This window comes from Desulfobaculum bizertense DSM 18034 (genome assembly GCF_900167065.1).
Classification (GTDB): Bacteria; Desulfobacterota; Desulfovibrionia; order Desulfovibrionales; family Desulfovibrionaceae; genus Desulfobaculum; species Desulfobaculum bizertense.
In genome coordinates this window covers 434,503-446,523 of record NZ_FUYA01000001.1, presented here as the reverse complement: position 1 = coordinate 446,523, position 12,021 = coordinate 434,503, and the positions used below count along the sequence as shown (strand labels likewise).

The 12,021-nt window shown below is 53.4% G+C and carries 13 protein-coding genes; 5 read left to right on the top strand and 8 right to left on the bottom strand.

Annotated features, from left to right (window positions below):
- Nucleotides 1-42: 42 nt before the first annotated feature.
- Entirely contained in the window at nucleotides 43-861 is an 819-nt protein-coding gene (locus B5D23_RS02045; RefSeq protein ID WP_078683724.1) for a TatD family hydrolase, read from the top strand.
- A 504-nt stretch (nucleotides 862-1,365) separates the two neighbouring features.
- Here B5D23_RS02045 and B5D23_RS02035 read toward each other — a convergent pair.
- From B5D23_RS02035 to larB, 5 genes are all read right to left on the bottom strand, one after another.
- The gene (locus B5D23_RS02035; RefSeq protein ID WP_078683722.1) at nucleotides 1,366-1,797 is read right to left on the bottom strand and encodes a hypothetical protein; all 432 of its coding nucleotides are present in this window, start codon (nucleotides 1,795-1,797) and stop codon (nucleotides 1,366-1,368) included.
- A gap of 13 nt (nucleotides 1,798-1,810) precedes the next feature.
- On the bottom strand, nucleotides 1,811-2,107 hold the full coding sequence (locus B5D23_RS02030; protein WP_144012508.1) for a DUF4911 domain-containing protein: 297 nt from the start codon (nucleotides 2,105-2,107) through the stop codon (nucleotides 1,811-1,813).
- On the bottom strand, nucleotides 2,104-3,174 hold the full coding sequence (locus B5D23_RS02025; protein WP_078683720.1) for a M24 family metallopeptidase: 1,071 nt from the start codon (nucleotides 3,172-3,174) through the stop codon (nucleotides 2,104-2,106). The genes B5D23_RS02030 and B5D23_RS02025 overlap by 4 nt, the downstream gene beginning before the upstream one ends.
- Before the next feature lie 38 nt (nucleotides 3,175-3,212).
- Nucleotides 3,213-3,923 carry an acyl-[acyl-carrier-protein] thioesterase gene (locus tag B5D23_RS02020; RefSeq protein WP_159445873.1) on the bottom strand — a complete coding sequence of 237 codons (711 nt, stop codon included), beginning with the start codon at nucleotides 3,921-3,923 and terminating at the stop codon, nucleotides 3,213-3,215.
- A gap of 195 nt (nucleotides 3,924-4,118) precedes the next feature.
- Nucleotides 4,119-4,880 carry a nickel pincer cofactor biosynthesis protein LarB gene (gene larB, locus B5D23_RS02015; RefSeq protein WP_078683718.1) on the bottom strand — a complete coding sequence of 254 codons (762 nt, stop codon included), beginning with the start codon at nucleotides 4,878-4,880 and terminating at the stop codon, nucleotides 4,119-4,121.
- 151 nt (nucleotides 4,881-5,031) lie between these two features.
- Here larB and B5D23_RS02010 point away from each other — a divergent pair, with 151 nt between their 5' ends.
- Nucleotides 5,032-6,465: a sigma-54 dependent transcriptional regulator gene (locus B5D23_RS02010; RefSeq protein WP_078683717.1), complete on the top strand. Its 1,434-nt coding sequence runs from the start codon at nucleotides 5,032-5,034 to the stop codon at nucleotides 6,463-6,465.
- Between the two features lie 83 nt (nucleotides 6,466-6,548).
- On the top strand, nucleotides 6,549-7,742 hold the full coding sequence (locus tag B5D23_RS02005) for a pyridoxal phosphate-dependent aminotransferase (protein WP_078683716.1): 1,194 nt from the start codon (nucleotides 6,549-6,551) through the stop codon (nucleotides 7,740-7,742).
- An 82-nt stretch (nucleotides 7,743-7,824) separates the two neighbouring features.
- Here the strand turns inward: B5D23_RS02005 and B5D23_RS02000 are convergent, their stop codons facing one another.
- Complete coding sequence (locus tag B5D23_RS02000; RefSeq protein WP_078683715.1) at nucleotides 7,825-8,031, bottom strand: Trm112 family protein; 207 nt, start codon at nucleotides 8,029-8,031, stop codon at nucleotides 7,825-7,827.
- Nucleotides 8,032-8,165: 134 nt separating this feature from the next.
- On the opposite strand from B5D23_RS02000, the gene B5D23_RS01995 reads away from it, so the two are divergent.
- Nucleotides 8,166-9,026, top strand: coding sequence for a PHP domain-containing protein (locus B5D23_RS01995; RefSeq protein ID WP_078683714.1), 861 nt, complete (start codon nucleotides 8,166-8,168; stop codon nucleotides 9,024-9,026).
- Nucleotides 9,027-10,265 (top strand): peptidase U32 family protein, encoded by a 1,239-nt coding sequence (locus B5D23_RS01990; RefSeq protein ID WP_078683713.1) that lies wholly within the window; start codon nucleotides 9,027-9,029, stop codon nucleotides 10,263-10,265.
- 56 nt (nucleotides 10,266-10,321) lie between these two features.
- On the opposite strand, the gene B5D23_RS01985 is transcribed toward B5D23_RS01990, so the two are convergent.
- Both B5D23_RS01985 and B5D23_RS15165 read right to left on the bottom strand, forming a co-directional pair.
- On the bottom strand, nucleotides 10,322-11,773 hold the full coding sequence (locus B5D23_RS01985) for an HD domain-containing phosphohydrolase (protein ID WP_078683712.1): 1,452 nt from the start codon (nucleotides 11,771-11,773) through the stop codon (nucleotides 10,322-10,324).
- Complete coding sequence (locus B5D23_RS15165; RefSeq protein WP_144012507.1) at nucleotides 11,745-12,005, bottom strand: hypothetical protein; 261 nt, start codon at nucleotides 12,003-12,005, stop codon at nucleotides 11,745-11,747. Before B5D23_RS15165 ends, B5D23_RS01985 begins: the two co-directional genes overlap by 29 nt.
- Nucleotides 12,006-12,021 lie beyond the last annotated feature (16 nt).

The following is a 12,021-nucleotide window of genomic DNA, read 5'->3' as shown; positions in this document are numbered from 1 at the left end:
GTGCACAGGCCCACCCCCTCACTGCACAAAAGGAAACGTGTAATGTCTCGCAAAAAAAATCGTCCGCTTCCAGAATCTCTTCAGCTCCCGGCTGGCGGTGTGGAAACTCACGCCCATCTCGACCCAGAGCACTTTGAAGGCGAAATCGACGCCGTCGTTGAACATGCCCGCCAGTGCGGCATCAGCCACATCGGAAACGTCTTTCTCAGTCCTGAGCGTTTTGAGGAAACCCTCCCCCTCTACGAAAAGCACCCCGAGATCTTTTATATTCTCGGCATTCACCCGCAGGACGCCAAGGACTACACTGACGAGCGTCTTGAGCACATGCGCCGCCTCTTTCTCGCCAACCCGCGCATCAAAGCCCTCGGCGAAATCGGCCTCGATTATTTTTACGAGCTGTCCCCGCGAGAGATTCAGTTTCACGCCTTTCGCAAGCAGCTCCAGCTTGCACGAGAACTGGACAAGCCCGTTGTCATCCACTCCCGTGATGCGCACGAGGACTCACTCCGCATTCTCATCGAAGAAGGATTCGACCAGCGCCCACTCCTTTGGCACTGCTTCAACGCCGACCGCGCTCTCGCTGAGGAAATCCTTTCCCACGGCTGGTATGTCTCCATCCCCGGCCCCGTGACCTACAAGAAAAACGTCGAATTTCAGGACGCCATTCAGTACATCCCACTCGACAGGATCGTCGTCGAAACTGACAGCCCCTATCTCACTCCTGAACCATACCGCGGCAAACGAAACGAGCCTGCCCTCGTCTGCTTCACGGCAAACAAGGTCGCGGAACTCCTCGGCATCGACCCCGCTGAATTTTGGCTCAAAGCAGGACAGAACGCCCGTACCTTTTTTGGACTTTAATACGTGGGTGGGGGGTGTTACGAGACTCCATCTCGCGCTCTGCAAGGGGCGCTAGGGTGGGCGGGTTACGAGACTCCGTCTCGTGCTCTGCAAGGGGCGCTGCCCCTTGACCCCGCCCAAGGACGAGGCCCTTGGGAATCCCGCTATCGCTCAAAAAATACGGCTGAATGGGATGAAAGCTTCGCTTTCCTCTCCATCAGCCGTATTTTTTGAGCTAGGGGAATTTCCTCAACGCGTGTACTTTTGCCTTTCCCAGAGCGCACTTCTTTTCTTTCTGAACGCTCGCGTTCAGAAAAAAAATGGCGGCGAACTCGCAAAAGAGAAAGAGGCTCTCGACGTTATGCCCAACAAGTTTAAAAGCCGTGCAAGCGAAGCTTGCACGGCTTTTAAACTCGATGAGGATACGTAAGGGAATCATTCCCTTACGCGGGGTCCGGGGCTGGCCCCGGTTCTTTCCCTCCCACCCATCCAGCACAACCGCGCTGGAACAGGTCTCCAATCTTTCTATGGCAGACGTCGAATAACGTGAACTTCTCGCAAGTCTTCAGCTTTAAGCCTGAGGAGTCCCCAAGAGGTTCTGCCATAAAAGGTAACTGCGGGGTCGATAGCGAGTGATTTTGAGCCACCTTTTTTCATTTCGACCTGCGCGACGATGGAACTGCCGCGACGGAAAAATTTTGCAGATCGAATGTCGGCGAGATCGATGCTTGCGTCTGCGCGTCCGATTTTCACAGGGATAAGGGTCAACCCTTCGACGGAAAAGTCAGTCACGGAATACGAAACATCGTCAATATCGACAATCTTGACGAGAAAATGCCTGTCGGGTTCGGGAATTTTCTTAATAATGCGAGAATCACCAAGGCCTCCCATACCGAGAGAGGCAAAGGCGAAGACACAAAGTACTGCAATCAGAATATTTTTCTTGAGCTGTCCCATCCAAGCCTTCCTTTTACGGTTGGAGCACGGCAGGATCAATTATCTCAAAATCGAGACCTTCATTTTGCATAGAGTGTAAGAAATCTCGGGCTTCACGTTCCTGCCCGGCAGTGAAAACACACTGCGCAATCCCGCCATACCGATCAATTGTACTCAAATATGCCAAGTTATCATAGCCCTCGAGGATAAACTTGAGGTACGCCATGTCACTGGTGTTCATCCGCAAATAGAGCCGCTTTGAACGGGCGGGCTGAATAGCCTGCTCGGCATACATACGGCTCTTTGCTTTTCCTATTCTTCGTTTTCTCACAAAACCTCACAAGCATCATCAGTCACGAGCACCATGTGCTCCCAGCGCACACCACCCCACTCGGGGTAATAGAGGCCCGGTTCTGCGGTCACAACCATACCGGGTTCAAAAAGCTGAATGCCGCGCATGGAAAGGCCGGGACCTTCGTGCGTTTCCAGACCAACGCCATGCCCAAAAGAGTGCGTAAAATACTTTTCGACACCATGCCGTTCAAAAACGCTGTTGGCCCGGTCGTAGACTTCCGGGATTGGTTCGCCACCGGCAATGGCGGAAATTCCAGCGCGCTGAGCCTCCTGTACAAGCTCAAGCGTGCGCTTGAATTCGTCAGAGGGGGAGTTACCGACCCAAAAAGTCCGCGTCTGGTCAGAGCAATATTCGTCAACGCGACATCCCTTGTCGATCAAGACAGGGCAATTCTCTGTGATGATGTCATCACCGGGAATAGCGTGCGGCAAAGCAGCGTTCTTGCCTACTGCAACGATGGTGGTAAAGGCAAGCTCGCTAGCGCCCTGCTCGCGGTACAGCTTTTCAATCATCCACGCAATCTCGCGCTCAGTGCGACCGGGGACGAGTTCTTTTTCAATCTGGGCAAAGACCTTGTGGTTCAGGGCATTTGCCTTGCGAATTGCGGCGATTTCCGTGTCATCCTTAATAAGGCGAAGCGCTTCCACATAGCCTGAACATGGCACCATGGAGATGGCATTGGACATGTTTTTCCAGTTGCGGAAACTCAAACTCTGGTCATCTACACACACTTCGGAATAGCCCAATGAGCGAATGTGCCGCCCAATGCTCTCCATGACCGGATAGCGATAGATAAAGACCCGCTCACGAGGCCAGACACGGGCCGCAGCATCGATAAAACGGGAGTCTGTCATAAGCCAGTCTTCACCGGAATCGGTGACGAGAATCATTCCCGCAGATTCATTGCACTGAGGGTCGTGCAGCTCAAAGCCGCTGAGATAATATCTGTTTGCGGCGAGCGGCACGAGCATAGCCTTGTATCCCTTGCCAGCCATAAGCGTCCGAAGACGATCCCGTCGCGCAGTAAAGACTTGAGTATTCATGAATGAACTCCTTCACTCGAAATGAAAAACAGAAAAAATTATTTCCAGCGAGTTGCTATCCGGGCAAGCTCGACTCCGTCGTCACGCAACACAGCATGTCGACACTGCGCTTCACCTTCGCAGACGCTGCGAGAGAGCACCCGGTCACCAAGCCGCGCTTCGGCACGAAAAGCAATGTCCAAAGAACAGGGACGACAGGCATAGGAACCGGGAAGCGATTCCAAGGCCCATTCCATGTAATGAACGTTGTTCACGTGGGCGTTGCTGTCGAGGTCGCTGTAGCGAGTCATGATGGAGCTTTCCGTGCTGTGCTCCCGAAGGCGCTTTACGGAACGGGAAGGCAGTTCCACACTGTGGACCGGGGTTTTGGGATACTGAGCGGCGACAAAGTCAGGCATAGGGGCAAGCTTTCGGCTCTCAATATCCATAATGGCCCACAGACTGGTTGCGGCACCAATCTGCTGATGCTGAGCGTCAAAAATCCGAAAATCACGACGCCCGACATTCCGCTCCAAAGACGCGGGCCAGGTACTTATGCACACACGCTCACCATATCCGGGATAGCGCTGCATTTCGATGTACTCCCGAATAAGCACCCAGACAACATTGGCTTTTTCTGCCAGCACGGCATTATCAAATCCAAGTTCACCGGCATGGACCGCTGCCGCATCCTGAAGCCAGCTCCCAACGCCAGCAATGCTGCCTTTTCCATCAAAGCCAGCTTCGGCAACGCGCACAGTGAAATTCATTTCTTTTCCTGCTGAATTCTCAAATTCCATTGTTTCCTCTCTGCACAAAAACTTCAAGAATCCTGTGCTTATACCAGAGGTTCAAAAACACGTCACCACGCAGAGGGGGCCAGAAAGGTCAAAACCTCGCAAGTGCTTGCGCCACAAGGCTTCCCTACGCTTATATGATGACAGGCACAGTTCATGCAGTCCTTTTTATTTTGCACAGAGCTTTGAAGCAAAGGCCGCCGCTCCAAACCCGTTGTCGATGTTCATGGCGGCGACACCGGGTGAACAGGAATTCAGCATGGCCATCAGCGATGAAACTCCGCCAAGCATGTTGTCTTTGCCAGAAGTGCTTGGCACGCCAAGGATAGGCGTAGGAACCAGCCCTGCCAAAACACTGGGCAAGGCGCCATCCATCCCGGCGACAACAATAAGCACCTTTGCTTTGGAGAGGTTCTCTATGTGCGGAGTCAGGCGATGCACACCAGCAACGCCAACGTCAGAAACCAGACCACAGTTCAGGCCAAAGAAACAGGCAGTCCCGTAGGCTTCGAGAGCAACGCCCATATCCGAGGCTCCGGCAGTGACAACAATGCACTCACCAGAGTGAGGGTAAGGCCCATCAAGCTCAAGAGAAAAGCCAAGGGTCAGCAGGCCGGAATGTTCATGGAAAACGGCGTCAGGAAAAATTTCGACCAGTGCTTCGCCCTTTGCGGCAGAAAGCCGGGTCACCAAAACGGGCTGCCCCGCATCAGCAAGCCCCTGCACACAATTTTTAAGCTGGGGAATGGTTTTTCCGGGGCCATAGACAACTTCTCCCTGCCCGGTACGGGCAAGGCGATGCGTATCAAGAGTCACGCCCTGCGCCAGTTCTTCAACTGGCTGGGTCTGAAAAGAATAGAGTGCCTGCTCAGGGCTAACGGCTCCTGAAGCAAGGCGAGTAAAAAGCTGAAAAAGATCGTCTCTGGTCATGGGTCCTCCACTCCACTCGTTTATTCGTGGACACGGTAGGAAACTCCCTTCGGAGCGTCAATGCACCCTGTAGGGCAGTCGGACAGCAAACAGAGATATCCTGTTTTGCCGGATGATTGAAAATACACAAAGGAAAGGCTATTACCGTCTCATGTTGGACAAGACTTTACTTTTTCTTTCCAAACCGCAATCCATAAGCGGGCTTTTCCCTGAGTTCAAAAAAGCGGGAATAACTGCTGGACTGGCCGAAAACCTCTCCGGTGCCCTCGACTTTATCCAAAAGAATAGACCATGCGTCATTTTTTCGGCACCTCGAATTGCGGGCTACCGGGCAGAAACACTCCTCAGTCAAGCAGAGCAGGACGGCAGCTTTCCTCCTGTCATTATATTTGATGAACGCGGCTCCGCAGATGATGCCAGACATTACATGAGCTGCGGCGCAAAAGATTACTGGCTGGAACCTCTGATTTGGGAAAAAATCGAGACCGTGCTCTCGCTTCCGTCTGAGGCAAAAGCCAAATCACAGCCAAGCCCCAAAAGCACGACTGTGAGCAAACATTCAACGGGCGTCACAATTATTGGTTCGCACCCGGCAATGCGACGCACCCTTGCCCTCGCCGCACAGGTCGCCCCATCAAAGGCATCAGTCCTTATTTCCGGGGAATCCGGTACGGGTAAAGAAATGTTTGCCCGCTACCTGCACGCCAAAAGCAAACGTGCAGATGGACCTTTCATTGCCATCAACTGCGCAGCCCTGCCTGAACACCTGCTGGAAAGTGAACTTTTTGGCCACGAAAAAGGTGCATTCACAGGAGCAATCAACCGCAAACCCGGCAAATTTGAACTTGCACACAGTGGCACCATCCTGCTGGACGAAATCACAGAGATGGACCTTGGCCTCCAGGCCAAGCTGCTTCGAGTGCTTCAGGAAGGCGAAATCGACCGCGTGGGTGGCACCGAAACACTCAAGGTCGATGTCCGCGTGCTGGCAACGACAAACAGAGACATCGAAGAAAGCGTCAAGAACAAGGAATTTCGACAGGACCTTTTCTTTCGCCTCAATGTCATTCCCCTGCGCCTGCCCGCCCTGCGCGAGCGAGGCGACGACATACTGCGGCTGGCCCAGTTCTTTGCAGCCCGCTACACATCCGAATATGAGCTGCCTGCTCCTTCGTTCTCTGACGATGCCCAGAAATGGCTCCTGTCCTACGACTGGCCGGGCAATGTTCGCGAACTCCAAAATCTGATGGAACGCGCCGTACTGCTGGCCGGAACAGGTCCAATCTCGACCAAACACTTCCTGCTTGACCCTGACGCCTGGCCTCTTCCAGAAGATGCTCTTCCTGAAGAAGAGCAAGAAACAGAGCACGCAGACACGCCCACGGCCAGAGCCGATACACCACTTGCCGACGCCTTGCAGGAAAATGAAATGCGACTTCAGGACATTGAACGCATTGCTATTCTCAAGCGTCTGGAGCAAACTTCTGGTAACAGAACGCAGGCAGCCGATCTGCTGGGCATTTCTGTTCGCACATTACGAAACAAAATTTCCGAGTACAAAAAACTCGGCCTTGCCGTGCCATAGCCCGACCGCACCCGGATCAGTACCGAGCTTTGCGATTCCTGCCTCTGCGCACGCAACTCCTCAACACGCATAAGGATACTGCCATGAAAATTCTTGCCACAGACATACAGGGGTACCTGGAACACTCTTCCATGATCCGAGAAATGTTTGAAGCTGGCCGCCAACTCAAGGCCCAGTACGGTGAGGACGCGGTTTGCGATTTTAGTCTCGGCAACCCGGACCTCCCTGCGCCCGCCGCTGTTCGTGACGGACTGGCAGCACTTTCCAAAGACGCTGAAAAACCATTCACTTTTGGCTACATGCCCAATGCTGGCTACCCCTCTGCCCGTGAAGCTCTGGCCGAACACCTGAGCAAAGAACAGGGTGTGCCGATTTCGCCAGAGGGCCTAATTTTGAGCTGTGGTGCCGCTGGAGGCATGAATGCCCTGTTCCGCGCCATTCTTGAACCCGGTGACGAAGTGCTTTGCCCGGCACCGTATTTCGTGGAATACGGCTTTTATGTTGCCAATCATGGTGGTCAGCTCAAGACCGTTCCGGCCCTGCCCCCAGAATTTGATCTGGATCTTGACGGCATGGAGCTGGCCATTGGACCCAAGACCCGCGCGGTTATCATCAACTCGCCAAACAACCCCACAGGTGCGCTCTACAGCCGCGAAACCCTCATGAAGCTTGCGGAAATACTGACTCGCAAATCCCGCGAGTTTGGCCGCCCCATTCTTCTTGTTTCTGACGAGCCGTACCGCTTCCTGTGCTATGACTGCGCAGAGGTTCCTTCTGTCCTTCCGCTGTATCCATACAGTGTCGTCATCAGCTCCTTCTCCAAAAATCTTTCTCTGGCTGGCGAACGCGTGGGCTATGTTGTGCCCTCCCCGTCCATGCCAGAACATCTTGAACTCATGAACGCCCTGACGCTCACCAACCGCATCCTTGGTTTCGTGAATGCCCCGGCGGTTGGGCAGCGCCTCATGGCTCATGCCCTTGGGTCACAGGTTAATGTCACGGTCTACGCCGAACGCAGAAAGGCCATGACCCGCGTACTGGACGAGGTCGGCTTTGACTTCGCCATGCCCAAAGGCACCTTCTACTTCTTCCCCAAGGCTCCGGGAGGAGATGACAAGGCATTCATCACCGCCCTGCTGGAGGAGCGAATCCTTGCGGTTCCCGGTTCCGGCTTTGGCTTCCCGGGCTACTTCCGCCTTGCGTTCTGCGTCGGAGAGGAAATCATTCACCGTTCACTGGACGGCTTCCGAAGGGCCTTCGAAAAAATGCAAAAATAAACTTTTGCCAACAAAAAAGCCCATGTTTCAGCATGGGCTTTTCTTTTCATAAAGACGACTCTGGTCTCAGCCAGAAAAATGCTTATTTCTTGTGCATCGCACTCAGGTCTTCATTCCACAAGTCTTCGTCAACAGCTTCGTCAACGAGCATAATAGGAATCTCTTCCCGAATGGGATACACGACTTTACAGGACGCGCAGTAGAGTCCTTCGCCTTTCGGCGTCTGCTGCACAGATTTTTTACATTTGGGGCAAGCCAGAATTTCGAGTAATTCCTTGTTCAGTGCCATTGGCGGACCTCCTTACGGGATGAGTTCTGCTATACGCAAAAAGGGAGAACGAGACAAGGCCGACATTGACAGCACGGCCCCCCTGCACTAGCCCTTTTCTCTCAATGCCAGCAACGTTCAACCGGGGAGTTTCCATGTCCAAAATAGACCTGCATACCCACTCTACGGCTTCTGACGGGACACTCACGCCCACAGAACTCATGGAGCTTGCAAAAGAATCTGGTCTTGAAGCCATTGCCCTCACAGACCACGACACGACCGGCGGTCTCAAAGAGGCGCAAGAGGCCGCAGACCGTCTGGGAATAGAACTTATTCGTGGCTGTGAACTCAGCGTCAAGCACGAAACTGGGTTCATGCATATTGTTGGACTCTTCCTGCCAGACAATCCCGAAAAACTGCTGGAAAAGATGCGCTGGCTCAATGAACACCGTGTCAGCAGAAATGCAAAAATTCTTGAAAAGCTAGAAGGCCTTGGCAAACATATTACCTATGAAGAGCTTGAAAAAAAAGCTGCTGGTGGCACCATTGGCCGACCGCACATAGCCCTGCTCCTCAAGGAAAAGGGCTATGTCGAAAGTGTCGAGGAAGCCTTTCGCAAATTTATTGGCGACTTTGCCCCGGCCTACGTCCCCAAGGTTGAACTCACTCCGCAGGAAGCCATTGAACTTTTGAAATCCGAAAATGCCACGGTCATTCTCGCCCATCCCTGCACACTTCGGCTCAGCTACGAAGAAATGTATCACGAGCTGAAAGAACTCATGGGATACGGGCTGGACGGCCTTGAATGCTATTATACAGACCACAGCACCAAAAACACGCTGGAATTTACTTCTCTTGCAAACCGTCTCGGACTTGTTGCAAGCGGTGGTTCCGATTTTCATGGCGAGGTCAAACCAGACATTCGTCTCGGCGTTGGGCGTGGGACGCTTTCCATTCCAGATGACGTGCTCGAAAAGCTCCGTGCGCATCGAGCCAAACAGGGACTGACAGCCTAAATGACATTTCTTCCAGAACTGCTGGCACCTGTCGGCAACCGAGAAAAACTCGAAACAGCAATCCGCTACGGCGCTGATGCCGTGTACCTTGGCGGTCCTATCATGAATCTGCGCGCCAAAAGCGCCGCGTTTGACTGGGACGCCCTGTGCGATGGCATTGCCTACGCGCACCAGCATGATGTTTCTGCATACATGTGCCTGAATGCCCTGCCCCGCGAGCAGGACCTGAAAAAAGTGGATGAGGCACTGGAGCACATTTCGGGCATGGACGACGCAAGCCGCCCTGATGCTCTGATTATTGCTGACCCCGGTGTGCTGGCCAAGACCAGAAAACTGCTGCCTGACATGCCTATCCATCTTTCCACACAGGCCAACACAGCAAACAGCAGTAGTGCAGCCTTTTGGCAGGACTTTGGCGTCAGCCGAGTTAATCTTGCCCGTGAGCTGGACTTGCAGGCCATTATGAACATCCGGCGTGCCCTGCCAGATCTGGAGCTGGAAGTCTTTTGTCATGGCGCAATGTGCATGGCTGTTTCGGGCCGCTGCGTCATGTCAGCACACATGAACAACCGCTCGGCCAACCTAGGCCTGTGCACCCATCCCTGCCGTTTTGACTATCAGGTCAAGGCCATTGCCATTGAAGAAAAAACCCGCCCAGGGACTCTGGCATGGGAAGTCTACGAGGAAGACGGCTACAGCTCCATTCTGGCCGCAGAAGACCTCTGCCTCATCAAATTTTTGCCGTGGTTCATGGAAAACGGCGTCCACGCCATCAAGATTGAAGGCCGCATGAAGTCTGGCGGCTACCTTGCGCAGGTTGTGGACAGCTACGCGACAGGGCTTCGCGCCCTCAAGGCGGGCACGTTCAGGGCTGACGATCATCTTGGTGAACTACTCAACACAGCGTCCCGTCCTCTGACCTCTGGCTTCTTCCTGCCCGAAGGCAAACGGGTCACCTATCCGGCCGCAGAAGTGCAGCACCCCATTGTTGGCCGCATTCTTGCGCAGACAGGAGACGAGAGCTGGCAGGTCGCCGTACGCACCCGCTTTGACTGTTCAAAGCCTCTATGTATCCTTGTGCCGGGCCTTGAGCGTCCGGTCATGGCATCCACGGAATACAGTTTTGAGAACCCTCAGGGCGAACGTCGCGATACGGTTCACTCAGGAACCACGCTCACGCTTCGGGCTTCTCACCCGGCCCTGAGTGAAGGACTCTTTTTGCGCGAGGCCGCAGAATAACTCACAAACAGACGATACAGAACAGCCCCCAAGCCAAACGCTTTTGGGGGCTTTTTTTATGCACAGCATCGTTCGTCTTCAAGCATTCGAAGCACGACCTTCGTCCATACCGCAACCATATCCGGGTCCCATTGCGACCCGGCCCCCTTCTCCAGAATGGCGAGAGCCTGCTCTGGAGTTCTGGCGGCCTGATATGCCCGATTAGACGTCATGGCTTCATAGCCATCCACAACACTAATTGCCCGGGCCAAAAAAGGAATGTCTTCCCCCTGAAGCCCCTGCGGATAGCCAGAGCCATCAAAATGCTCGTGATGATGGAGAACAATAGGAACCAGCTCCCGAAAAGAGCTGATGCTGGAAAGGATTTTTTTCCCCCATTCGGGGTGCTTTCGCATAATATGAAATTCTTCGTCAGTAAGCCGGTCTGGCTTGGTCAAAATGGAATGCGGAATGCTCACCTTGCCCACGTCATGCAACAGTCCGGCAAAATACAGCTGCTCAAGCTCATGCGTTGAAAGTCCAAGCTCCTGCCCCAGGCTGCGGGCAAAATTCCCAACCCGCTCCGAATGCCCACGGGTATACACATCCACCGCCTCAACTGCGGTAACGTAGGACATCACCACTTCGAGACTCATGTCTTCCAGCCGCTGCTTAACCCGTCGGTTTTCCTCTGCATTGGCGGCCTGAGCCGTGTACAGGCTCAAAAGATTCAGCTCATCGCGCAGGTACGGCGGAGACTGTCCATCGCGTAGAACAAGCACCCAGCCCGTCCGGCCAAACGGCGTCCGAAGTGGTGCGCACATACCGCTGATTCCCAGCCCATCAAGCTCTGGGCTACACAGCGAAAGGTACTCGCAGGAAAGTATCGCGGCCTCAGACAGGGCACAAACCCTTGCCCCAAGCGGTTCAATCCAGTCCGGGCTATTCGTAACAAGTGGACCAAGACTCAGCCTGCGAACAGGATCTCCCTCTTTTATTGAGGGCATAATCAGCACAATCCCCTGCGGAGAAAAGACTTTTCGCATCTCCACAATGAGCATGCGAATAAATTTTTTCATAGACGACTGCCGGGACAATGTTTTGCCAAACGCCAGCACAGCTTCCAGAGACTTTCCCTTGTTTGCCATGCGCAAACGTTTTTCTCGCCCAGCAAGCACCTGTCGAATTTTGCGCAAAAACTGCACCAGATCAAAAGGCTTGAGCAAATAGTCGCTCGCCCCGTTCTGGATACATTCCACGGCATTCTCTACAGTTCCGTATGCCGTAAGAAACATCACATCCGCATCAAGCCCCTTCGCATTGATACGCTGCAAAAGATCGCTTCCGCTGAGTCCGGGCATACACATGTCCGAAATCACCAAATCTATTTCTTCGGATTCCAAAACCATCAGTGCCTGTAACACGTCTTTGGCAGTAAAGACCTGGAAGCCTTCGTCCTCAAGACATTCCTTATTCACCGCAAGCAGTTCAGGCTCGTCATCAACAAGAAGTAAGCGGTGTTTTTTCATTTTCGGCCCTATTTTTGCTCTCTCCGGTACTGCAATGCCAGTTTTCTTTCAAAAAAACCGGGATGTTTGCCATGATCTCCCGTCCCATCTCAACCCTTTTTCGCAATACATGAGCGCCGGGGACTTGTCCACATGCACAAGCGAAGCAAAGACTCACTTTTTGTCCATCAAAATGACTCTTCAATATTTTGCCTTTTCCGGAGTCTTCACGTAGTTTGGCTCCTGAACTCATTTCCTTTCCCTGTGAA